Genomic DNA, 23,425 nt, shown 5'->3' on the forward strand with positions numbered 1-23,425 from the left:
GTAACTCGTGGTCGGGTAAGCAATCTCTGGTTAAACAATTAGGTTTCGGTGAAATGACCAGGGTGGTTCGATCGTCCTCGATCGAGGGCGACACACGTGCTGATGTACAATCTCAGGGTTTGAGGGGAGCGAAACGACATCGAAGAGAAAGACGGCGGTGGACGTCCGGATCGGGACGCCCGAGACGAACCGATCGGGTCTAATACGACTTCGCGAAGTACGCGATCTCGTCCGCGGAACCCCCGCAGACGCCACACTCCTCGGTCTCGGGTTCGAGGACGTCACCCGCCGTCTTGCCACCCTCGTCGGTGAGCGGTTGCATGACGATCTCCGCGGCGATCTTTTCCTTGATCGCCTCCTCGCACGCCTCGTCACCACACCACGGCGTCTTCACGTAGCCGCCGTGTTTCCCGATCGTCCCGAGAATCTCCTCCGGGCTGTGGGCCTCGCGGACGTTCTCCCTCAAGTTCTCCTCGGCCGCCTCGTAGAGTTTGTCGTAGATCTCCTCGAGATGGTCGTCGACGACCTCGACGATTCCCTCGCGTCCCTCGACGGTGTCTTCGTTGTCGGGCCGGTGAACTAGCGTCACCTCCTCGTCGTCGACCTCGTGGGGGCCGATCTCGAGGCGAAGCGGGACGCCGTTGAGTTCGTGTTCGTTGAACTTGAAACCGGGATTGCGCTCGTCACGGTCGTCGAGTTCGACGCGGAACCCGGCCGCCTCGAGGTCGTCGGCGATTTCCCGCGAGTACTCGAGAACGTCCTCTTTCGTGTCTTCCTGCCAGATGGGGACGACGACGGCCTGCGTCGGCGCGATCGTCGGCGGAAGGACGAGTCCCTGATCGTCGGAGTGGGTCATGATGAGCGCGCCGATCGCCCGCCAGGAGAGGCCCCAGGAGGTGGTGTAGGCGGTCTGTTCGACCTCGTCCTCGTCGACGAAGGTGATGTCGAACGCCTCGGCGAAGCTCTGACCGAGGTTGTGACTGGTCGCACCCTGGACGGACTTGCCGTCGGGCATCAGGGCCTCGACGGTCGTCGTGGTGTCCGCGCCGGGGAACTTGTCGTGTTCGGGTTTCTTGCCCCGGAGGACCGGAATCGCCAGCACGTCTTCGTAGACGCGCTCGTACTGATCGAGTCGGGTCCAGACCTCCTCCCAGGCGCCCTCGTCGCTGGCGTGGGCCGTGTGGCCCTCCTGCCACATGAACTCCTTCGTCCGGAAGAACGGCTTTGTCTCCGTGGCCTCCCAGCGGACGACCGAACACCACTGGTTGAGCCGCAGCGGGAGGTCGCGGTGACTCCGCGTCCAGTCGGCCATGAACGGCGCGATGATCGACTCGCTCGTGGGACGGACGGCGAGCCGTTCCTCGAGTTCATCGTGGCCGCCCTGGGTCACCCACGCGACCTCGGGGTCGAATCCCTCGACGATGTCTTTCTCTCGCTCGAGGAAGCTCTCCGGGATGAAAAGCGGGAAGTAGACGTTGTCGACGCCGGTTTCCTTGAACCAGCCGTCGAGCGCGTCCTGAATCCCCTCCCAGAGCGCGTATCCGCGGGGTTTCGTGACGATGAACCCGCCCATCGGGGCGTAGTCGGCGAGGTCGGCTTTCTGGACGACCTCGGCGTACCACTCGCCGGGTTTGTGCGATTTCGACTCGGTGATCCCGAGCTCCTGACTCTCGTCGCTCATTGATTCGACTCTCAGGCAGCGCGGTCTTAAACCATGCGAAGGGCGAACGCCGGTTCGCGAACTCGCCGCGGGTCAGTAGCGTCGCGGTCAGCTACCGTTGCGGTCGAGTCGCTCGCCGCGGGTGTATCTCCCGTGGAATGCGAGCATGTCGATACCCATTACCACCAGCGAGAGTCCGCCGACGCTGGTCAGGAGGAAAAAGGCCCAACCGCTTCCGGCGAGCCCGACCGGAAACGACAACCCGAGAAGGACGTTCCCGGCACCGTTCCACCGGTACCACGCCCAGCGATCGGTCAGTCTCGTATCTGTCGCCGCGACGATATCGAACAGTCCGGCCAGTCCAAGCAACCCCGTCTGACCGAGCAACGCCGGCGTTTGGAGGGGGTCAGCCCCGAGCAGGAAGATGCCGGAGCCGCCGACGAGGAGCAAAAACACGCCGACGACCGCACTGAGTTGGCGGTGACGACGTTCGTTCATATGGTTCCGGGCGTCGATCGAAAGCGTCGGTTCCGTGTGCGGAGAGACATTGTTTCAAGTTCGTGTGGTCAATACTTAACCATTGGTGGAATGCGTTCGCCTGCGCTGTAAACGGTAAACGAAAAGCCGGTTTTGTCCGGTTCTCACAGTTTTATGCGGTCGACTGCCGTACGAAGGGACGGTATGAAAGCAATCGAAGTCGACGCGTACGGCGACAGCGACGAACTCGCCGTGGTCGACGTACAGACGCCGGAACCGGACGCGGGGGAGGTCCGCATCGACATCGAAGCGGCGGGCATCAATTTCGCGGACATCATGCAGCGCCGCGGCCACTACCCGGGCGGTCCCGAGCCGCCGTACGTCCCCGGCATGGAAGCCGCGGGAACGGTCGACGCGGTCGGCGAGGGAGTCGACGACCTCGCGGAAGGCGACCGCGTCGTCGGGATGCTGAACACCGGCGGCTACGCGGAGTCAGTCACCGCCGACGCCGGAATGCTCTTTCCGATTCCGGACGCGATGAGTTTCGAGGAGGCCGCCGGCTTTCCCGTCCAGTTTCTCACCGCTCACGCCTGCCTCTTCGAGTGGGGCGGACTCGAGGCGGGCGAATCGGTGCTGATCCAGGCCGCCGCTGGCGGGGTCGGCACGGCCGCCGTCCAGCTGGCGTCGAACGCCGGCGCCGAGGTCTTCGGGACCGCGAGCACGCAAGAGAAACTCGACCTCGCGGCGGACCTCGGCTGTGACCACCCCATCAACTACACGGAGACGGACTTCCGCGAGGTCGTCGACGAGGAGACCGACGGCGAGGGCGTCGACCTGGTCCTCGAGAGCGTCGGCGACGACGTCTTCGACCGGAGCCTCGACGCGATGGCCCACTTCGGGCGGATGGTCACCTACGGCGTCGCGAGCGGCGTTCCCGCCGAGGTCAGCAACCAGCGCCTGCTCTTCGAGAACAAGACCGTCTCCGGGTTCCACCTCGGACAGGCCGCGATGCACGATCCGAACCGGGTCATGAAGGCCATCCCGGACCTCACTGACGGGTTCGCAGGCGGCGACCTCGAGGTCATCCTCGGCGAATCGTTCGCGCTCGAGGACGCGGCCGAGGCCCACCAGTACATCGAGGATCGGAAAAGTTCCGGGAAAATCGTTCTCGAGCCGTAAGCGCCTGGGATGCCGGACCACCGAGTGACCCGGAGCACGCCCGCAGCGCTCGGCTACAATGCAAACGATGTTTGCGCATGGGCACTATCTCGGCGCGCGTTCCCGACGAACTCGAAGACGATCTCGAGTCCGAACGATTAGATCGGAGTACCGCCGTCCGAAAACTCCTCGCGGAGGGGCTCGACGCGTGGCGTCGTGATCGTGCGCTCGAGAAGGCAGATCCCGCAGCGCGTCTACGAAGAGGTCGTCACCGACGGACTGCAGGCCGCGTATCCCGACGCGCGACGGGTTCAGAAACGCATCGATGACGGCCTGTTCGACGTTCGAGACGCACCGTCGAATTCCGTTTTCGAGCGGCTCGAGGCGAATCACGTGCTGAGCGACGTCGATCGGGCGGTACTCGCCCTCGCTGCGAACCTGGATGCCATCGCCGTGATGGACGAACGGCACGGTCGAGTCGTCGCCAGCACCGAGGACATCTCGACTCGCGCCACGGCGTATCTCGTGCTGTCGCTCGTCAGAGACGGCCACGTCAGTGCGCGAGAAGCCCGAACGACGTTCGAATCGATGCTGGACGAGGGATGGTACTGCGCGCCGAACCAGTACGCGAAGATTCTCGAAACACTCGATTCCCTCGGCGAAACGTAGAGAACTGGTTCGAAGAGTTACTGCCACCGCGCTTCGTTAGATGGCACGTCCCACTCGAGGTCGTGGCCGACGAACGCGGCCTCGTCGAGCGGTTCGCCGCCCTCGAACCGGAATTCGCCGACGATCGTTTTCCCCTCGAGGACCCCCGGGAGCCAGAGGTGGTCGTCCTCCCACATCTGATCGTAGGGCACCTCGTCGACCGGAACCCACTCCGGGTGTGCCTCCTCCGAGGAGGTCGGCTCACCGGTAAACGTGTCCGTTCGGTAGACGTGACAGTGCGTGTGATCTTCGCCGTCGAGGAGAAACGTGAGTTCGCCCGCCTTCTCGAGGTCTCGAACCTCGAGGCCGACCTCTTCACGTGTTTCGCGGATGGCACAGTCTCGTGGGGCCTCCCCGGGTTCGCATTTCCCGCCGGGTCCGTTGTACCATCCCTCGCCCAGCCCGCGGCGTTTCTCGATGAGGAGTACCTCGCGACGGGACGCGTCGTCCGTGGCGTCTCCGCCGCCGTTCTGGCGGTCTCGGAGCGGGAAACACAATGTCGCCTCGATCATATCGATCGGTTGAACCGGAACGAGAAAAAGCCATTCTCTCGTCCGATTAGCCGTCGGCGTGCGAAAAGACGAACTCCCTGACCAGTTTCGCCGCGAGTGCAGCGGCCTGCCCGTCGTCGCGGTCGTTGACCTCGACCACGTCGAAGCCGTCGGCGTCGGGGGCAACTGCGCGTACGACGTCACGGAGTTCTCGAGGCTCGAGGCCGAAGGGCTCCATCGTCCCGGTTCCGGGTGCGTAGCCGGGATCGGCGGCGTCGATGTCGACGCTCAGATAGACGTCGCGATCCGCGAGCCTGTCGCCGGGAGACCACGCCGCGACGTCCTCGGGCGGGACGACGGTTACGTCGTCCGCTGCTGCACGGTCCCACTCCGCCTCGCTTCCGGTTCGAACGCCGAGCAGGATCGCTTCGTCGACCGAATCCACGTCCTCGACGATCCGCCTGGTAACGGCGGCGTGTGACAGCGGGTTGCCGTCGTACGCGTCGTACAGATCGAGGTGGGCATCGAGACAGACGAACACGTCGGGTTCGACCGCTCGCGCGCCTGCGAGGGAGACGGTGTGTTCACCCCCGAGCACGAGCGGCACGCTGTCGTCCCAGACGGCTTCGCGAAGGGCGCTCGTCAGGTACTCGAGGTACGCTTCGACGTCGTCCCAGGCGCGAACGTCACCGCGGTCGACGACGCCGAGTTCCGAAAAGCGCTGGTCCGTCCGGTGGTCGTAATCGTCGAACGGCGCGGCATGAGAACGGGTCCGCTGGGGACCGAAGCGGGTCCCCGGTTGAAAGGTCGTCGTGGCGTCCAGGGGCGCACCGACGACCACGAAGTTCGCGCCGCCACGGTCGGACGCTCGCCCTCGCGTGTCGGTGTGACCGCCGCGGTCGGCATCGGCCGCCGCAGTGGTTTCCTCGCGTTCGTCGGTCGCCCCGGGAAACATCAGACGATCTTTCGCTGGTCTTCCATCTCGAGGTATTCGATGTTCTCGTCGGGTGAGACGTCCGCATCCTCGGGGATGCGCATCGTGATCGTCTCGTACGTCTCGAGGTCCATGACCTGCATGTCGTCGCCGTCGACCGAGACGACCTGGCCCTGTTTGCGCTCGATGATCGGGACCCAGATTTTCGCGTCGACGGGCTGTGAGAGCGAGCGCTTCTTGCCGTCGAAGACGCCGACGGCCTCGACGCGGGCCTTGGCGCTGCCGTGTTTGCCCGGTTTCGCCGTCGAGTAGGCATTGATCTTGCACGCTGCGTCGTCGATCATGACGTAGCTTCCTTCCTGGAGATCGCGAACTTCGGTCTGCTGTTTCGCCATGTCCCGGGGTAATCAACCGACGTGCTTAAACCGTTTGGAATGGCCGCTCGAGCGCGTTCGGTGTGGGTACAGCGCCGATGCGGCCACCGAACGGAACCACTGCAGGAATCGAACGGCCGTCCCGTCGCGATCGGACGGGAAGGTCACGACGAACATCGACGGTCGCAGCGCGGAAACCGGTCGAGAAAACCGCCGCGGTCGGTCTCGGCGGTCATCCGACGACCGGCGTCGAGCGGGCGCGAAAACCCATATATTTTCGTACGTGTAACGGCAACCCGAAACCGTCCGGGTGAAAAACGCACGACCGGGCTGGACCGTAGACGCTCACATCCATCCAGTCCAACCCGGACTTCTTCACTTTGAGAGAGCGTGTGAAAGGCCTACTGGCCAGATCCGGAAACCGTCGAAAACCGCCGTGATCGATGACCACCACCGATTCGTACCGGACCCGAAGGTAGTGCGAGTCCGGGTCCGGGACCGTCTTCGGCTCGAGCGGACCGCGTTTACACCGGCGACCGTCACCGGAACCCCGTCTGTTCGGCCGGCGGCTCGAGCGGGCTCGCCGGCAGGTCGTCTCCAATCGCGGGATCGTTGTACGCTCTCGGTGCGACGTCGTTGGGCGAGTCGGGATACCACAGGGACGCGAGCGTCTGGATCTGGCCGCGGCCGACGCCGAGTTCGAACTGTCCGCCGCCGTAGAGCCGAACGTCGTGGTCCACACAGTACGCGATCGTCTCGCACAGCGACTCGAGCGAGCCGAAGCGGGACGGTTTGACGTTCAGCCAGTCGGGTTCCCACGGGAGCGACGCGACGTCGTCGAGGCCGTGAATCGGTGCGTCCCAGGAGACGCGGGAGCGAACGTCGGCGTCCTCGAACAGCGGGCGCGTCTCGTCGGTCAGCGCCGGATCCTCGACGGTCGCGTTCGGGAACGACTCGAGAACGAGCTCGTAGAGGTCCGGGTCGGGGGGGACGTCGACCTCGGTCCCCTCGTACTGCCCTTTCATATCGAGGATGCGGACCGCATCGGTCCCGACGGTCCGCTCGATCCCCTCGACGAGAGCGGCGTCCCACTCGGGGGTCGGATCGAGTTTGAACTGCAGGTCGGGCACCCGTTCTCGCAGTGCCTCGAGACGGTCGGTCGACGGCGGCTCCCCCAGGCGGGTGCTCGCGACGAACCGAACCGGCTCGAGCGAGCGGTCGAGCGCGGCCGCGAGGTCCGTCTCCGCCGTCCGCAAGGCGAGGTCGAGCGCCGCGCTCTCGAGTCCCCATCGCCGGTAGTTCCGAAAGACCTCGCGGTCGGGGCCACCGGCCGGGAAGAGGTCGAGGTCCGCGAGCCGCGTCGAAAACGAGTCCAGGGTGTATTCGCCGGTCAGAGCCGGGAGCCCCGCCTCGGCGAGCGCATCGTGATCCGCGGTCTCGTAGGTGACGTCCTCGCCGCGGCCGGTAACCGTCTCGTCTCCGGCCGACGTCGGCCCCGAGAGCGAGAATTCCGTCGTGACGCGGGTGAAATCGCTCGAGGTCTCGCGTTCGCGTCGTTCGGTCGATACCGACTCGATCGTCAGTGGAAGGTCGGCGATGCGGTCGTAGTCCATACGCCTCCTTCGGATCGGGCACGGAAAGAGGCTCGTGCCGCGAACCGGGTATCCGTCGACTTCAGACCGTCTCGGCGTCGGACCGCAGCGCGCTCGCGCTCGAGGCCACCGATACGGTCCGGCTGTGTGGCGCGGGCGCTACGTCGGCCGATCGCAGGACGCGGTCGCGCCAGATGGCGTATCCGGCCAGGTTCCAGGCGAGTCCGGGGGAGCGATCGACGATCCTGCCCGCCACGTCCGGCGCGAAGTCCGGTACCTCGTACCGATCGAAGATCGTCTCGAGCGGTCCCGAGGCGTGGAATCGGTCGGCCGGAAAGTTTCCGTTGCCCTTCGGCTTGCGCCGGTCGTAGTCGGGATACCACTCGCCGAGGAGCGTCTTCGGGACGTGTTTCGGCTCGCCACCACGGACGTACCGCTCCGGCGAGGGCAGGCCGAGCGCGAGTTCGGCGACCGCCTTGCCGGCGAACGGCGTGTACATCTCGGAGCCGCGAGCGAGCCCGGCCTGTCGCCAGATGGTGTCCGTGTCCTCGCAGAAGAAGTCGACCCACTGGCCGACGTGCACGTGGCGGGCGTAGCTGTCGCCCGTCGGCTCCGGGACGCGGGCCATCGTGTACTCGTAGCGCTCGCGCTGTCGCCGGTCGTATCGGCGCTTCCCCAGCGCATCGACGGCCAACGGTACGTTCGTCCCGATCGCGAACCGGAGCGCCTGGCCGTCCGGATCGGACGGCTGTCGCCGCAGGCGCTCGAGCACGGACCGGTGTCGGCGCAGTTTTTCGACCATCGGCGGAACGTATCGGAGGTGACGCGTTCGCCACACCGTTCGAGCCATCTCGAGCTGGCCGCCGAGTCCGAAGACGCCGTCGGCGACCTGACCGCTGACCAGCGTGGCACCGCCGTCGTACTCGCGGAACACACCGTCGAACGTCGGCGTCTGGAGCTGGTGCGGCGGCAGTCCGAGGGAGTCGACGGCCGCCTCGAGCCGGTCGAGGTACTCGGACTCGGCCATCTCGACGACCGTCCGATCGGTCCCGACGAGCTCGTTCGCGCGGTCGGCGTACTCGCGTTCGCGTTCCAGTTCGGGCGTGTCGAACGACCCGGTCACGCTCTCGGTCGGGTTCGTCAAGTAGGGCTCGAGGACGGTCGAGTCGACGCCGCCGGAGAGCATGAGCGACGCCTCGTCCGCGACGGGTGCACAGATCGCCGACAGGACGGCGTCCAGCCGTTCGTGGGCCGTCGCGGGCGACAGGCCGGGTTCTGGCTCGAGCGTCTCGGTCAGTTCGGTTCGCGGCGTCGTCTCCCCCGGCGACCACGTGAGCGTTTCGCCGTGACCGAGCCGGTGGATTCGCTCGACGTAGGTCTCCATCGGCACCGTCCGAAAGAGGAGGTGCGCCGCCTTCGCGCGGTCGGGCACCCGCCGGTCGGCGGGTTCGAGGCGGGCGAGAGCGTTTCGAAAGAGGTCGGTCACGACGGGTTCGCCGCTCGAGTCCAGACAGTAGAACACTTCGTAGGCCGACGTAATTCCGCGATGTGCTCGAATCGTGGGCTCGTCCTCGCGTTCCGAGAGACGAATTATCGTGCCCTCGCCGGGCAACGACGCGTGGAGGTCTCTGACGGCCGCGAAGTCCGCACCGCGTTCGATTTCCGTTCGAAGCTCGAGTGCGTGCGTCCCGCACACGATCCACCGTCGTTCGTCCCCCGAAACGACCGCCGCGTTCGGGTTCGCGAGCAGTACTGTCGCCATTATCCGGTCCGACCGGCCGTCGGGCTATTGTTATGAGAGGGATACTCCGCTCGAGAGAACATTCAGGGAGCGATGAACTGCACCTCGACGCGGCGTTTGGATCCCGCCGCGTCGTCACGCCGACCGGATCGCACTCCGCCGGAGTCGCGTCGGGCCGAGTCGTCGCTCCCGTGCGGTCACGCGGGGCCGACCGACCGCGCCGAGCCAGACCTCACTCCTCGCCCCGACGCTGCCGTAGGTTTTGGCGCGTGAACTGCGGTCGCGCGCCGACCGATCTGGGTCCGCGGAACGATCGGTAGAGCTGGATCGTCAACAGGACCGAGAACGCCGCCGCGACGATCGATCCCCGCGGAGCCTCGAGCGCGTACAGAACACCGGTCGAGAACAACGTCATCGTCAGCAACATGCCGTAGACCAGCCGCTTGGCGAGCTTTTCGAAGACGTCCTCCGAATCCTCGACCCCGATTCGAACGTAGAGGTCGTCGCGATCGAGTCGGTCGAGCGCTCGCTCGGTCTTGGGCGCGATCCGGGTCAACGACTCGCCCGTCCGACGGAGCTGCGTGCCCGTCTCGTCTATGTACTGCCGGATGGACTCCTCGCGATAGCCCTGCTCGGTCAGGTAGTCGGTCGCGGTCGAGATGAAGTCGAAGTCCGGGTCGAGCGTGACGCAGACTCCTTCGACGACGGTCGCAACGCGGAGGACGAGCGCGAGGTTCTTCGGGAGTCTGAAGGGGAAGGCGTAGATCGAGTCCTCGATCTGGCCGACGATCTGATTGACCCGGTACTGTTCGACGTCCTCGCCGCGGGCGTCCCGGATGGCGATCTCCATCACTTCGGCCATCACGCCGCGGTCCGCGTCGGGACTGAGCGTCCCGATCTCGATCAGCGCGTCGAGGATGCCGTCGATGTCCTGGTTGGCGACGGCGACGTAGAAATCCACGATCTTCTCCTGGACGAACGGGTCGACCCGCCCCGACATGCCGAAATCGTAGAACACGATCCGGCCCCCGTCGGTCACCGCGAGGTTACCCGGGTGTGGATCGGCGTGGAAGACGCCGTCGTCGATGATCATCTGCAGATACGATCGCTCCAGGTTCTCCGCGACCCGCGTCCGATCGATTCCCTCGCGCTCGAGTTCGTCGAGGTCGTTGATCTTCGTCCCCTCGACGTACTCCATCGTCAGCACGCGCGATCCGGAGTGACTCTCGATCACGTCGGGAATGATGAACCGGTCGTCGTCGGAGAAGTTAGCGCGGATCTCGGTCAGCATCTCGGCTTCGCGCTCGTAGTCCATCTCCTCGCGGATCGTCTTCGAAAATTCCTGGGCCAGGTTCTCGAGCGAGAACGCGCGGGCGTCGTCGACGAAGTAGAGCAACAGCGGGAGCGACCACTTGATCACGCGCAGGTCGGCCCGGACGAGGGCCTCGATGTTCGGCCGCCGTATCTTCACCGCGACCTCGCGGCCGCTCCCGGCCGACGTGCCGGTTCGCGTCGGGGTCTCGCGTTCGGGGTCGAGCCGTGCTCGATAGACCTGTCCGAGGCTCGCCCCGCTGATCGGCTCGGTGTCGAACGACGCGAACCGCTCGTCGACGGGGCCGAGTTCGTCCTCGAGGACGGTTTCCGCCTCGGGCCAGGGCGCCGGCGGGACGTCGTCTTGCAGGGCAGAGAGGACGTCGATGTACGCCGGCGGGAGGACGTCGGGGCGAGTCGAAAGCAACTGGCCGAGTTTGATGAACGTCGGCCCCAGCGCCAGCAGCGACTCGAGCAGGACCTCCGCCCGGTGGCGGTGGGTTTCGGCGGCGACTTGTCGGGGCCGGCCGAACAGGAGGAAGCGCCGCCGATCGCGGGCGTAGGCGAGCAACAGCGGCAGGAACTGCCACGCGACGAGAACGAATCGTTTGTACGCGCGGAGGGAGGGCAGCCTCTGTCACCCCGGTTAGCCGTCCTCGTCGACGATGTCGATCGTCGTCTCGCCGCTGACACCGCGTTTCGGCAGGGTCAATTCGAGGACCCCTCGGTCGACCGTCGCCTCCGCGTCTGCGTCGGACGCGTCGTCTGGCAGCGGCAGTTCGACGTCGAAAAAGAGCGATCGGTTCTCCTCGAGGTAGCGGTAATCGCCCGCCGGTTCTTTCTCCCGGTGGGCGTCGATGGAGATCCGGCCGTCCTCGATCGCGAGGTCGAGCGACTCGGCGGTGACCCCGGGGACGTCGAGGACGAGCAAGTACGCGTCCTCGCTCTCGAGCAGATCGAAGAAAACGTCCTCGGAGAGGTCCCGCAACGCGTCGCGGAGCGCAGGCATGGGCGCAGGTTGGAACGCCGATACGAAAAACCCCGCGGTCGCGGTCGATTCCTCGGTCGCCCCCGCAGAACCGACGGGGCTGCGACCGACGACCTGTCGGTTCGACGCCATTTCCTGGCGTCGACCGAGACGGACTGATAGCGCAGGGACACCAGTCGAGAGTCGCTCCCGCTCCCGCTCGACGTTTGTCAAACCCTACGCTTTTGGCGTCCGACGACACGAGTCACACTATGGAAGGTGCCGACCGCGAACGGACCGAGGCCGGGTTCAAAGTTCGGACCCCGGTCGACGAAGCGCGCCGAATTCTCGAGGACGCCGTCGCGGGGGTCACCGAGCACGACGCGGACGTGCCCTGCGGGACCGAAACCGTCGACGTCGACCGCGCGGACGGCCGCACGCTCGCCGCACCCGTCACGTCCGCTCGAGACGTTCCGCACTACCGACGAGCGGCGATGGACGGCTACGCCCTCAGGGCCGCGGACACGTTCGGGGCGAGCGACCGATCGCCGGAAGTGGTCCGGATCGTCGACGCACCGGACGGGAACGGCGACGAACACGCCGTCGCGGGCCGCATCGAACCCGGAACGGCGGCGCGGGTCCACACCGGGAGCGCCCTCCCGGACGGGGCCGACGCCGTCGTCATGATCGAACACGTCACGGAACTCGAGTCGGCCGGCGAACTCGAGGTCGAAGACGCGGTCGCGGAGGGGGAAAACGTCGCGCCGGTCGGCGAGGACATCGAGGCGGGCCAGCCGCTCTACGACGCCGGCCACCGGCTCCGACCGTCGGATCTCGGATTGCTGCGGTCGGCGGGCTACGGCCGCGTCGAAGTCGTCGAGCGGCCCACGGTTGGCGTCGTCCCCACCGGAGAGGAACTCGTCGCGGGCGATCCCGGTCCCGGCGAAGTGATCGAAACCAACGGACTCACCGTCTCGCGACTGGCCCAGCGCTGGGGCGCTCGAGCCACCTACCGCGACATCGTCACCGACGATCACGAATCGCTTCGGGTCGCCATCCAGCGAGACCTGACGAAGGACGTGATCGTCACGACAGGCGGCTCGTCGGTCGGGCAGCGGGACCTCTTGCCCGAAGTGATCGACGACCTCGGCGACGTCCTCGTCCACGGCGTCGGGCTCAAACCCGGCCACCCCGTCTGCCTCGGAATCGTTCAGGACACGCCCGTGCTCGCGCTTCCGGGGTATCCCGTCGCCTGCATCGTCAACGCCGTCCAGTTCCTCCGCCCGACCATCCGGTGGCTCGAGGGGACGACCCCCGACCCGCACCCGACCACCAGGGCGACCCTCGAGCGCAAGATACCGAGCGAACCCGGGACCCGAACGTTCGCACGGGTCCGACTCGAGGAGCGCGACGGAGGGGACGACGACGCTGACGACCCACCGTCCGCGGCGATCCCGACGCGCGCGAGCGGCTCCGGCGTCCTCTCGAGCGTCGCGCTCGCGGACGGCTGGGTCGTCGTCGACGACGACCGCGAGGGGATTCCGGCGGGTGAGACGGTCTCCGTGGAACTGTGGGAGCACAACGCCTAACGGGGGCGACCGGCCGAGCGAGGAACTGCCCCGGGAGGGGTCCGAGAGCCGGGTCGATAGTGCACTGAAATTATGGGACTCGTTCTCGCCGTCGGTGTCGCAGCGAGACCCACAGACCGACCGCGAGCGCGACGAGCGCGACCGTCCCCGCGAGGGCCGGTCGATCGGCGGCGACGGACGCGAGCGCCGCCAAGAGGGACTGCTGACGGCCGTAGTAGACGACCGCGCCGACGGCCGCGTAGAACAGGACGGTTCCGGTCGCCGTGTAGACGCCGAACCGAACCCGGGTCATTCCGGCGAGACCAGCAGGGATGGAGACGACGGAGCGCACCGCCGGCAGGAATCGGCCCCAGAAGACCGAAGATGCCCCCCACCGACGAAACCACCGCCGGCTGCGGTCGGTCGCGTTCTCGGAGACGTCGATTCGGTCCCGAAGCCTGCCGAGCCCTCGCGATCCGGGGCCGCGAAACGCGTAAAACGGAACGAACGCGCCGACGGTCCCGCCGACCGTCGCCGCTCCGACGAAGACGAAAAACGAGAGGGGGTCGGTGATCAACAGCGCAGCCGCGGCCGGGACGACCACCTCGCTCGGAAAGAACGGAAAGAGCATCGACGACTCGAGGAACGTAAAGACCAGGAGCGCGAGCGGGCCGTAGATCCGGACGAATCGCACTGCGGTCGCTCCGAGGTCGGCCATCGCGAGATCGAGCGTCCCGACGTCCGCCATAGGAGGGATACGAACGGACGGCCTATCACGTTTCCGTTGGCGGAGTCGAAATCGGTCGCAGTCGGGCGGACGGCGGGGTCACCGAAGCGCCCGATTGAAGGTTACCGGAGCGCGTGACGGACCGCGTCCCCCAGCGCGTTCACCCGCGCGACGTGTTCGTAGGAGCCGTCGCGGACCCCGTTCGTCACGTACGAGAACCCGACGTTCTCCTCGGGGTCGGCCCAGCCGACGCTGCTCCCGAGTCCGGCGTGGCCGAACACGTGTTCGGGGGACAGCGACCCGTACGGTGCCACCGTCGTGCCACCCTTCCAGAAGCCGAGCGTGAACCGGCCCTCCCGACCGAGCGTGCCGTCCGCCTCCGTCTCGGCCTCGAGGCGCGTCAACCGGTCGACGGTCTCGGGTTCGAGAATTCGCGTTCCCTCGAGTTCGCCGCCGTTCGCGAGGCAGGCGTAGAAGCGGGCCATGTCCCCCGCGGTGCCGATGCCGTTGGCGGCGGGGATCACGGCGCGGTGGACCTCCTCCTCGTTGAACGGCGCCGCGACCCGCGTGTGATCGCCCAGCCCCTCCCCGGGGTCGCGACAGCGGTCGAACTCCTCGAACCCGACGAGCGTCGCCACGTCGTCGCCGTCCTCGTCTTCTCGGAGGCCGATGCCGGTGTCGTCCATCCCGAGCGGCTCGAACACGCGCTCGGCCACGGCGTGCTCGATCGGCGTTCCGGACACGCGGCGGACGATTTCGCCGACGAGCCACCCGAACGTAAGCGGATGGTACGCGGGTCGTTCGCCCGGCGGGAAGACGGGCTCCATCTCCTCGAGTTTCTCGACGACGGCGTCCCAGTCGCCCCACAGATCGGGACGCTCGTCGATCTCGCCCTGCGTGAGGCCCGCCGTATGGCTGAGAACCTGCCGGACGGTGATGTCGGCTTTGTCGGAGCCCTCGTCGGCGAACTCGGGCCAGTGTTCGACCACCCGGTCGTCGTAGTCGAGTTCGCCCTCCTCGACGAGGGTGTGGAGTGTCACCGCTCCGTAGGGTTTCGTACTCGAGAAGAGAACGTGGCGCGTCTCGCGGGTCTCTTCCTCGCCGTCGGGTCCCGTCACGCCGCCGGCGATGTCGATCGCGGGTTCGCCGTCGACGTACACGGCCAGTTGCGCTCCGTGGTGGAGCCCGGCCTCGAGATGGCGGTCGAAGAGAGCAGCGATGCGCTCGCGGTCCGTCTCGGAAATCTGTGACATGGATTGAACTCTTCGGGCCGGTGCTTAATTGTTGGCGTTGGAGAACATGCAACGGAAATCGCCGGACGGACGGCCCGATTCCGGCGACCGACGTTTATACCCTCGGCAGGCGAATGGCCGGATATGAACCGAAAGGAGTTTCGTGATCTCGCCTCGCCCGAGGATGCCCGCGAGGCCATCGAATCGCTCTCGCTCGAGGCCGGAATCGAGCGGGTCTCGCTCGAGGACGCGCGGGGCCGGGTCCTCGTGGCCCGACTCGACGCCGAACTCGACGTTCCGGGATTCGACCGGGCGAGCCTCGACGGCTACGCCCTCAGAGCCCGCGACACGTTCGGCGCGGACGAGGCCGATCCCGCGCGCCTCGAGGTCGTCGGCGCGGTTCACGCGGGCGAGGAGCCGGCGGTTTCGCTCGAGGACGGACAGGTCGTCGAGATATCGACGGGTGCGGTGATGCCCGACGGCGCCGACGCGATGGTACCGGTCGAGCGGACTGATCGCGTCGATGGATCGTCGAACGATCGAGCGAGCGAAGGCCCCGCGAACACTGACGCAGGCGGTGAAACTGAGGGCGCAGATTCCGGCGGCGACGACGTTCTGATCCGAACCTCGGTCGCGCCCGGCGACAACGTCATGTTCGCGGGCGCCGACGTCGCGGCGGGCGAACGCGCGCTCGGCCCCGGAACCCGGATCACGCCCCGCGATATCGGCCTCCTCTCGGCGCTCGGGATCGACGAGGTGCCGGTTCGGGCGAACCCGCGCGTCGGCATCGTCTCGACGGGTGACGAACTCGTCCGACCGGGCGAAGGGGTCCACAGCGAGCGCGGAGAGATCTACGACGTCAACAGCTACACCATCGCCGCGGGGGTCGAGGACGCGGGCGGCGAAGCGGTCCTCTACCCGCACGCCGGCGACGACCAGGACGAGATGGAACGAGTTCTTCGGACCGCGGCCGACGAGTGCGATCTCGTGGTCTCCTCTGGCTCGACCAGTGCGAGTGCGGTCGACGTCATCTACCGGGTGATCGAGGAGCAAGGCGAGTTGCTGCTACACGGCGTGAGCATCAAGCCGGGCAAACCGATGTTGATCGGACGGCTGGACGACTCCGCGTACGTCGGTCTGCCGGGCTATCCCGTCTCCGCGATGATGATCTTTCGAACCTTCGTGGCGCCGGCGATCCGCCGGGCCGCCGGAATCCCGGAGCCGACGTCCGCGACCGTCACCGGACGGCTGGCCCGACAGGAGCGCTACGAGGAGGGCCGTCACCGGCTCATGCCGGTCGGAGTAGTCACGAGCGGGCCGTCCGAAAGGGCCCGAAACGGCGGCGGAGAATCCGCCGACGCGGAGGGCAGCGACGAAATCCTCGTCTATCCGGTCGACAAGGGCAGCGGCGCGACGACCAGCCTCGCCCACGCCGACGGGGTCGTGGAGGTCGGCCCCGAAACCGACTACCTCGAGGAGGGCGAGCCCGTTACGGTCAGCCTGTTCTCGCCCGACGTTCGGCCGCCGACCCTGTTCGGCGTCGGGGAGGACGATCCGACGTTCTCCCGCGTCCTCGACCGCCTCGAGAATCCCCGCTACCTCTCGGTCGGCACCCGACCGGGGCTACGGCGGCTCCGCGAGGGCGTCCCCGACGTCGCCGTGGCTGCGGGGCCGCTTTCGCGTGACCTCGACGCGGTCGAACTCGGCCACTGGGAACGCGAGTGGGGACTGATCGTCCGAACCGGTAATCCCGAGGCGATCGAAGGGGTCTCTGAGCTGGTCGATCGCGATCTGCGGTTCGTCAATCGAACGACCGACGCAGGGTTGCGCTCGAGTCTCGACGCCGCGGTCGATACGCTGGCAGCCGACCGCGGATCGACCCGCCACGAGATCGCCGACTCGATCGACGGCTTCGACCTCGGATTACGTGCCCACGAGAGCCCCGCTCGAAAGGTCATCGCCGGAGATGCCGACGCCGGCCTCGGGTTGGGCGAAACCGCCGATCGGCTCGAACTCGGGTTCGTCCCGCTCGGCGAACAAACGGTTCGAGTCCTCGCGAATCCCGATCGGACGGACAAAACCGGTGTTCGCGAACTCGAAGAGAGACTCGAGGACGTGTCGACGGGTGGGAAGTAACCGAACGCGCCACCGCGTTTCGATCGCGGCGGGGCGGCGACGGCGTTTGAGCGCCGACGCGGAGGCGAAACCGGTCAGGACGGCGATCGATCCTCACGCCCCGGTCCTCGAAGCCGCCGGGTCGGACACGACCACGACCTCAGGTCTCGACACGAGGGACGTACTGGCCGGTCTCCCGACGGACGCCGCCGAGGAGAACCGCGGCGGCGATCAGCGGGAGCGCCGCACAGGTGAGGTAAATGGGCCAGAAGCCGATCGTGTCGATCAGCGGAAGCGTGACGATCGGACCGAATCCACCGCCGACGTCACCGAGCACGTTGTTGGTTCCGACCGCACGCCCCATCTCGTCCTCGGGTACGAGATCGCCCAGGAGAGCCATCAGGGGCCCGCTCGTTCCTCCCTGTCCGATGCCGATGCACAGACACGCGACGGTCAGGGTCGGCACCGAGTTGGCGAACGCCAGGAGAACGAATCCGAGTGACGTCGTTCCCAGAAAGCAAAGCAGCGTGGGAACGCGCGACCGCCGACGGTCGCTCACGTAACCGCCGAGGGACATCGCCACCGCCGCGGCGACGACGGTAAGCCCCATGAAGACTCCCGACGACCCCTGCGCGTCGAACCCGAGGACGGAGAGATCGTTACTGGCGAGAAACAGGACGAGCGTGGCGAACAGCGCGCCGATGTAGACGAACAGGACGGAGAAATTGACCAGTCCGACCGTTATCGCGGCGAGACTCGTATTGACGTCCCACGGTTTGTTCGACGTGTTCGTCCCTCCTTCGACGTGCGTTTCGGGAACCGTGACGTACGCGATGAGGGTAGCGATGAACGCGAAGGCGGAGGCGATAGCGAACGCGACGAGCGTCCCGGAGAGTTCGCTCACGATACCGCCGATGACGACTCCCGTGGGGAAGCCAAAGAGGACGCCGCCCCTGACGAGCCCCATGTTCGCCCCGCGTGAACCGCCGTCGCTGACGTCGTCGGCGATCGTATAGGCCGTCGCGAAGACGAGCGCGCTCCCGATCCCCCAGACGAGTCGCGCCGCCAGAAACCACGCTTCGGGAGCGGGCGCCACCATGGCGAGGACGTAGCAGAGGGTTCCGAATCCCTGAATACCCATCCCGACCACGAACGGCGTTCTCGTCCCGACACTGTCCACGAGAACCCCGGCCGGTGCGTTCGCAACCAGGCGCGAAAACCGATTCGCGCTCAGAATCACCCCCACGAGGACCGGGGAGATACCGAGGACGACCCCGAGGTTCGGGAGAATCGGATAGATCACGCCCCCTCCGAAACCGATGAAAAACGTGCTGGCGATGACCGCGGCGATGACGATGTACCGACCGTTCGAAGACCCACCGAGTCCGTCAGCTAGCCGGCCACCGGTTCCTCTCAGAGAGCTCAGGGGTGATTGTCGCATTGCCTTTCGTCGGGTGCACGTGACACGGTCCCGTTACGTCGGTGAAAACGATCCGTTTGACCGACCAATCACAGATCGACGAGATGAAACCGAGAACCGCCGTTTCGCACCCGCTTACCGCTCGAATTTGCGGAGGCGTCTCAAAAGGATTGCGATGTATTGGCGGGCGTTCCGGAAGCCGGCAGCGAGCGCAATCGAAACCCGTCGGGCGGTCGTCCGCGGAGCAGGGTTTGGTCTCCGCCGGTCCGGTCGCTGCGCAGTCCGCGAGTGTCCCGGTGGCGGGCCTCGCGCGGACCCCGGCCGTGGAGTCGATACCGCCGCCCTGCGAGGGCGCGATTTTTGGGCCCCCGCTCCGTACGGCCGGCCATGCGAATCGTCACGACGCTTCCGTCGGCGACCGAAATAGTCGCCGCGCTCGGGTGCGAGCCCGTCGGGGTTTCCCACGAGTGCGACTATCCGCCCGGCGCCGCGTCCGCACCCGCCGTCACCCGGTCGCGGATCGACGCGGACGAGGCGGCGTCGAGCGCGGCGATCGATCGACAGGTCAGAGAGACCGCGGAATCCGAGGCCGGCGTCTACGAAATCGACGTCGAGACCCTCGAGGCCCTCGAACCGGACGTGGTCGTTACGCAGGGAATGTGCGACGTCTGTGCGGTCGACGAGGCCGTCGTCGAAGACGCCGTCGGCCGGATCGATGCGGACCCCGAGGTCGTTCCGACCGATCCCCACAGCGTCGGTGACGTGCTCGACGACCTGGAACGGATCGGTCGCGCGGTCGACCGCGCGGCACGCGCTCGCACCGTTCGACGGGACCTCGAGTCCCGCATAGAATCGATCCGGTCCCGAACGGCCGAGATCCCGGCCGAAGACCGCCCTCGCGTGGCGATGTTCGACTGGACCGATCCCGTGATGATCGCGGGCCACTGGTCGGCCGAACTCGTCGACTGGGCCGGCGGCGAGTACGGGTTGGCCGACCCGGGCGACCGGTCGCGACCGCGAGAGTGGACGGACGTCCGCGCGTACGACCCCGAGATCGTGATCGTCGCACCCTGCGGTTTCGGCCTCGAGCAGATAGCACGAAACAGGGCGGACCTCCTCGAGCGCGACGGCTGGGCCGAGCTCACTGCGGTCCGCGAGGGCCGCGTCTGGGCGATGGACGGCGACCACTACCTCAATCGACCCGGTCCCCGGCTGGTGGACACGCTCGAGGCGCTGGCCCCGATCGTTCAGCCGTCGGTGTTCGACGCCAACGCGACGCTCGAGGACGCCACCGATTCGATCGACGAAATCGCGGTCCCGTTCGACGACCTCGACGCGCTCGAGTCGGACTCCGAGAACCGCGATTCGCTGACCGAACTCGATTCGCAGCCGTGATCGTCCTGCCGACCGCCGTCCGCGAGGCGATCGTCGAACGCGCCCGCGAGGGGAGTCCCGAAGAGATCTGCGGGATCCTCGGCGGGGAGTACGACCCCGACGGACGGAGCCGCGTGCGGACGCAGTACCCCACCGACAACGTCGCCGAAACCCCACGAACGCGCTACGAGATCGACCCCGAAGAACAGCTCGCGGTCTTCGAGCGCCTCGAGGACCGCGGCGAGGACATCGTCGGCTTCTACCACTCCCATCCCCGCGGCCCGGCGCGACCCAGCGAGACGGACGCCGCGGCGGCAACCTGGCTGGATCGCTCGTATCTGATCGTCTCGCTCGAGCCGCTCGAGGTGGGGTCGTGGCGCTGGCGGACGGACACCGAGAACGATGCGGTGACTGACGAGGGGTTCCAGTGTGAACAGCTAACCACGGAGTGATTCGGGACGAACGGTGCAAAATTCCACTACCGGATTGCTGAGAAAGCAGATAGGATTATGAGACCGCCGATGGTCTGCTGGATTCATTATTGAACGGGAAACTGATAGATAATTTGATGTTATCGACGCCGCCTCGAAGAATCGGCTTTTTGCTTTGTCCCTCTTTCTCGAACTCGACGACCCCGAGGGACTCGAGTTCTTTGAGATTTCGGTGTACCTCCCGATAGTCCCGATCGACGACTGTTGCAAGTTGACGGATGCTGTCAGGGCGATCCTCGACGATCGACTCGATCAATTCGAGGTTCGAGGTGCGCATGAGTCGGTCAATATCATCAAACTCCTCGAAGTTTAGGATGCGACGAACATCCTGCGCTATGTCGTCGCCAGTTTCTCCGGCTTCGGCGCGTCGCAGTCGCTCTCGAGCAGCATCTCGATGATCGGCGGCCTGTCGGAACGTTATTTTGAGTGTGTTTTCAGTCATTGTTGGCTTCGATTTCGTTCATGAACCGATCCCGGAGTTTCATCATTCCATGGAAGTCGATTTCTTCTACGCCATCCGCTGTGTGTTGTTCGTGGCGTCCGATTGTTCGGTTTTCGTTATCGTACCGAAGGATGGTGCCGCGGCCATCGGTGTAGCCGTGGTGGAGAGAATAGCGGTACCCGCTGGTGTACTTCGAATCATCAGTTTTGATGATTTTTCGCCGAATAACTCGGTCCTCCACGTTTTCGATGACCGTGTGCACCATCTCCAACCTATGGTACGATCCCCATCATGTTAAGGGTATGGGATCCTCCCCATAGCGATAGTGTCGATTCTCAAACTGATCCTGGATGTCCGTGGATTCGAACTCAGAAAGATGCCTTCAACAAAGTACGGTGTCGAAGCCACCGTCCACGGTGAGTGGAATAACGGACGATCGTCGCCGGGGATTCCTATCGGTCGTCGGCGCCGTCCTCGAGGTCGTTCGCTTTCTCTCGGGCCTCCGCAGCCTCCGTCCGGAACTCCTCGATACGGCGGCTGAGTTTCTTCCCCGCCGTGTACTTGAACTCGTCTGGCATCATACCGTACTCGATGTCGAGGGTGATCAAGGTGTCACAGCCCTCGACGATTTCGGGTGCCCAGCTTCCCTGCGCCAGCTTCGACTCGTCGGTGACGACCGCCTCGCCGTCCTCAACGTCGATGAACGCGGACACGATGTTCCAGATGTTCGGATTGCTCGAACTCGCCTGGTCGAACAGGCCCTCGAGCCGGGTGCCTTTGATCTCCTCGTCGCGCAATTCTTCGAGTAAGTCCTCGAGCGCGTCGGCGATCTCCTCGCACTCGGCGGCCTTCTCCCGAAGATCTGCGGGTTGTTCGCTCGAGCCGTCACCGCCCCTCGTCATCGGTCGCCCTCCGTCCCGTCGGTGTCGCCGTTCATGTCGAACGCTATCCGCTTCGGGACCGTAAACGTACGCTTCCGTTCTCGCGGGTCAGAGAAAACAGCACAAAGCCCACGACGTCAGTCGTGGGAGAAGTCAGGAGGCATCTTCCAACACGTCCGTCACCCACTTGCGGATCGGATCGTCGGTTTTGTCCATCCAATCGATCAGTTCCTTGCGCATCTCCTCTCGTTTGTCGGCGTACTCGGGGCGGTCGATCAGGTTCCGTAACTCGGCCGGGTCGGCCTTCAGATCGTACAGTTCGTCGATGTCGGGACCGTTATAGACGTATTTGAACCGCTCGGTTCGGACCATCCGCTGACTGTAGAGGCCGAACTCGTCGCCGTGATACTGGCCGAAAACAGAGGGTCCTAACTTTGAATTGTTCGACTTGTCCCCCCCGTCGGAGTTCGAGTCGGCCGACGATTCCTCCTCGTCTGATTCCGCCCTGTCCGAAGAATCGCTGCTCTTCTCGAACAGCGACACCAGGCTCTTCGAATCGAACTCGTCGGGAACGGGGACGTCGGCGATCTCGAGGAAGGTCGCCGCCAGATCGTGCAAGTGAACCGGCTTCTCGCAGCTCGAGCCGGCATCGATTTTCGGGCCGATGTCTTCGTTCTTCGGCCCGCGTATCTGCAGCGGAATGTGATAGGTATCGTCGTACATCAGCGGCCCCTTGTTGAACTGGCGGTGGCCTCCCGCGAAATCGCCGTGGTCCGAAGTGTGGACGACGACCGTATTCTCGTCCAGTCCGTTGTCCTCGAGGGCCTCGAGGATCCGCCCCACCTGCTGGTCGATCAACATTACGAATCGTCGGTACTTCGCGATCGCTTCCTTCCAGAGTTCCCAGTCGAATCCGTCGACGCCGCGATAGGAGAGATAGTTCTCCTGAACCCGGGGTTTTCCATCGAAGGTCTCCGCGTAATTTATCAGCAGTTCGACCTCGTCGGGACCGTAATTCGACTCGAAGTGTTCCGGTATGACGTACGGGTGATGCGGGCCGTAGAAGTCCGTCCGATGAAAGAAGGGGGCGTCCAGTCCGCCGTCGACGTGGCGCTCGATCTCCTCGATCGTTAGTTTGGCGAGGAAGTACGCACGGGTGTCCTCGACGTCGATTGGCGCCGTTGCAGCGACCAGCGTCCCCTCACTGCCGTCCCTCGGATCGTCACCGGTATAGAGTTCCTCGGTGAGTTCGACCTCGTCGACCGGTGTCCCACGCTGTTTTCGGTACTCGATGAACGCTTCGTCGATATCGTCGTGATGTTTGTCACTACCGCCGAGATACGAGAAGCCGAAGTCCTCCGGCGTGCGGTCGCGACCGGTGTGCCACTTTCCCGTATAGGTGAGATCGTAGCCTGCCGCGTCGAGTTCCTCCGAGAACGTCGGGATATCGGGTGGAAGGTTGGGCTGAATCGCGTCGTCTTCGTGGCAGTTGTTTATCATCCCGTGTCCGTGCGGAAACTGTCCGGTGAGCAGCGACGCACGCGCGCTCGAGCAGATACTGATCGGCGTGAACGCCTGCTCGAAGCGGATCCCCTCGTTCGAAAGGCGTTCGAACGGCTGCGTCTCGTCCTCCGGCCCCCCGGGCACGCTGCAGTCGTATCGCTCCTGATCGGTGAGGAAGAAGAGAATGTTCGGGCGAGTGTCGTCAGCGTCGGCCATCGGTCGACGTACATCGACGTCGTAGTTAATGGTATGACCTGAT

At 65.6% G+C, this 23,425-nt stretch carries 22 protein-coding genes; 6 read left to right on the forward strand and 16 right to left on the reverse strand.

Annotated elements, in window-relative coordinates; genetic code table 11:
- Window positions 1-199: 199 nt before the first annotated feature.
- Together proS and NJT13_RS09260 are read right to left on the reverse strand one after the other, a co-directional pair.
- On the reverse strand, window positions 200-1,681 hold the full coding sequence (proS, locus tag NJT13_RS09255; protein WP_254525269.1) for a proline--tRNA ligase: 1,482 nt from the start codon (window positions 1,679-1,681) through the stop codon (window positions 200-202).
- Between the two features lie 87 nt (window positions 1,682-1,768).
- On the reverse strand, window positions 1,769-2,158 hold the full coding sequence (locus NJT13_RS09260; protein WP_254525270.1) for a DUF7994 family protein: 390 nt from the start codon (window positions 2,156-2,158) through the stop codon (window positions 1,769-1,771).
- A gap of 183 nt (window positions 2,159-2,341) precedes the next feature.
- Between NJT13_RS09260 and NJT13_RS09265 the strand changes: the two genes are divergently transcribed.
- A complete protein-coding gene (locus NJT13_RS09265) occupies window positions 2,342-3,316 on the forward strand; it encodes a quinone oxidoreductase family protein (RefSeq protein WP_254525271.1) in 975 nt (324 codons plus the stop codon).
- A gap of 201 nt (window positions 3,317-3,517) precedes the next feature.
- On the forward strand, window positions 3,518-3,964 hold the full coding sequence (locus NJT13_RS23670) for a PIN domain-containing protein (RefSeq protein ID WP_484549613.1): 447 nt from the start codon (window positions 3,518-3,520) through the stop codon (window positions 3,962-3,964).
- 17 nt (window positions 3,965-3,981) lie between these two features.
- Here NJT13_RS23670 and NJT13_RS09275 read toward each other — a convergent pair whose 3' ends face one another.
- From NJT13_RS09275 to NJT13_RS09305, 7 genes are all read right to left on the reverse strand, one after another.
- The gene (locus tag NJT13_RS09275) at window positions 3,982-4,515 is read right to left on the reverse strand and encodes an 8-oxo-dGTP diphosphatase (protein ID WP_254525272.1); all 534 of its coding nucleotides are present in this window, start codon (window positions 4,513-4,515) and stop codon (window positions 3,982-3,984) included.
- Window positions 4,516-4,561: 46 nt separating this feature from the next.
- Window positions 4,562-5,449 carry an agmatinase gene (gene speB, locus NJT13_RS09280; protein ID WP_254525273.1) on the reverse strand — a complete coding sequence of 296 codons (888 nt, stop codon included), beginning with the start codon at window positions 5,447-5,449 and terminating at the stop codon, window positions 4,562-4,564.
- Window positions 5,449-5,823, reverse strand: a complete 375-nt coding sequence (locus NJT13_RS09285; RefSeq protein WP_254525274.1) for a translation initiation factor IF-5A — start codon at window positions 5,821-5,823, stop codon at window positions 5,449-5,451. Before NJT13_RS09285 ends, speB begins: the two co-directional genes overlap by 1 nt.
- A 518-nt stretch (window positions 5,824-6,341) precedes the next feature.
- On the reverse strand, window positions 6,342-7,415 hold the full coding sequence (locus NJT13_RS09290) for an enolase-like domain-containing protein (RefSeq protein ID WP_254525275.1): 1,074 nt from the start codon (window positions 7,413-7,415) through the stop codon (window positions 6,342-6,344).
- A 61-nt stretch (window positions 7,416-7,476) separates the two neighbouring features.
- Window positions 7,477-9,156 (reverse strand): asparagine synthase-related protein, encoded by a 1,680-nt coding sequence (locus tag NJT13_RS09295; RefSeq protein ID WP_254525276.1) that lies wholly within the window; start codon window positions 9,154-9,156, stop codon window positions 7,477-7,479.
- Between the two features lie 211 nt (window positions 9,157-9,367).
- Entirely contained in the window at window positions 9,368-11,017 is a 1,650-nt protein-coding gene (locus tag NJT13_RS09300) for an ABC1 kinase family protein (RefSeq protein WP_254525277.1), read from the reverse strand.
- Window positions 11,018-11,092: 75 nt separating this feature from the next.
- Window positions 11,093-11,455 carry an Hsp20/alpha crystallin family protein gene (locus NJT13_RS09305; protein ID WP_254525278.1) on the reverse strand — a complete coding sequence of 121 codons (363 nt, stop codon included), beginning with the start codon at window positions 11,453-11,455 and terminating at the stop codon, window positions 11,093-11,095.
- A 230-nt stretch (window positions 11,456-11,685) separates the two neighbouring features.
- On the opposite strand from NJT13_RS09305, the gene NJT13_RS09310 reads away from it, so the two are divergent.
- The gene (locus NJT13_RS09310; RefSeq protein ID WP_254525279.1) at window positions 11,686-13,002 is read left to right on the forward strand and encodes a molybdopterin molybdotransferase MoeA; all 1,317 of its coding nucleotides are present in this window, start codon (window positions 11,686-11,688) and stop codon (window positions 13,000-13,002) included.
- A 70-nt stretch (window positions 13,003-13,072) separates the two neighbouring features.
- Here NJT13_RS09310 and NJT13_RS09315 read toward each other — a convergent pair whose 3' ends face one another.
- Together NJT13_RS09315 and NJT13_RS09320 are read right to left on the reverse strand one after the other, a co-directional pair.
- Window positions 13,073-13,729 carry a DedA family protein gene (locus NJT13_RS09315; RefSeq protein WP_254525280.1) on the reverse strand — a complete coding sequence of 219 codons (657 nt, stop codon included), beginning with the start codon at window positions 13,727-13,729 and terminating at the stop codon, window positions 13,073-13,075.
- Window positions 13,730-13,830: 101 nt separating this feature from the next.
- Window positions 13,831-14,961 carry a serine hydrolase domain-containing protein gene (locus NJT13_RS09320; protein WP_254525281.1) on the reverse strand — a complete coding sequence of 377 codons (1,131 nt, stop codon included), beginning with the start codon at window positions 14,959-14,961 and terminating at the stop codon, window positions 13,831-13,833.
- A gap of 123 nt (window positions 14,962-15,084) precedes the next feature.
- Between NJT13_RS09320 and NJT13_RS09325 the strand changes: the two genes are divergently transcribed.
- A complete protein-coding gene (locus tag NJT13_RS09325) occupies window positions 15,085-17,076 on the forward strand; it encodes a molybdopterin biosynthesis protein (RefSeq protein ID WP_254525282.1) in 1,992 nt (663 codons plus the stop codon).
- Window positions 17,077-17,215: 139 nt separating this feature from the next.
- On the opposite strand, the gene NJT13_RS09330 is transcribed toward NJT13_RS09325, so the two are convergent.
- Window positions 17,216-18,496, reverse strand: a complete 1,281-nt coding sequence (locus tag NJT13_RS09330; RefSeq protein ID WP_254525283.1) for an MFS transporter — start codon at window positions 18,494-18,496, stop codon at window positions 17,216-17,218.
- 366 nt (window positions 18,497-18,862) lie between these two features.
- Here NJT13_RS09330 and NJT13_RS09335 point away from each other — a divergent pair, with 366 nt between their 5' ends.
- Entirely contained in the window at window positions 18,863-19,870 is a 1,008-nt protein-coding gene (locus NJT13_RS09335) for an ABC transporter substrate-binding protein (protein WP_254525284.1), read from the forward strand.
- Window positions 19,867-20,301, forward strand: coding sequence for a desampylase (locus tag NJT13_RS09340; RefSeq protein WP_254525285.1), 435 nt, complete (start codon window positions 19,867-19,869; stop codon window positions 20,299-20,301). The genes NJT13_RS09335 and NJT13_RS09340 overlap by 4 nt, the downstream gene beginning before the upstream one ends.
- Window positions 20,302-20,356: 55 nt before the next feature.
- Here the strand turns inward: NJT13_RS09340 and NJT13_RS09345 are convergent, their stop codons facing one another.
- From NJT13_RS09345 to NJT13_RS09360, 4 genes are all read right to left on the reverse strand, one after another.
- Entirely contained in the window at window positions 20,357-20,782 is a 426-nt protein-coding gene (locus tag NJT13_RS09345; protein WP_254525286.1) for an HVO_A0114 family putative DNA-binding protein, read from the reverse strand.
- On the reverse strand, window positions 20,775-21,047 hold the full coding sequence (locus tag NJT13_RS09350; protein WP_254525287.1) for a toxin-antitoxin system TumE family protein: 273 nt from the start codon (window positions 21,045-21,047) through the stop codon (window positions 20,775-20,777). The genes NJT13_RS09345 and NJT13_RS09350 overlap by 8 nt, the downstream gene beginning before the upstream one ends.
- A 187-nt stretch (window positions 21,048-21,234) precedes the next feature.
- Window positions 21,235-21,684 (reverse strand): hypothetical protein, encoded by a 450-nt coding sequence (locus NJT13_RS09355; protein WP_254525288.1) that lies wholly within the window; start codon window positions 21,682-21,684, stop codon window positions 21,235-21,237.
- A gap of 132 nt (window positions 21,685-21,816) precedes the next feature.
- Complete coding sequence (locus NJT13_RS09360; RefSeq protein WP_254525289.1) at window positions 21,817-23,382, reverse strand: sulfatase family protein; 1,566 nt, start codon at window positions 23,380-23,382, stop codon at window positions 21,817-21,819.
- Between the last annotated feature and the right edge of the window lie 43 nt (window positions 23,383-23,425).

Source organism: Natrinema caseinilyticum (assembly GCF_024227435.1).
Classification (GTDB): domain Archaea; phylum Halobacteriota; class Halobacteria; order Halobacteriales; family Natrialbaceae; genus Natrinema; species Natrinema caseinilyticum.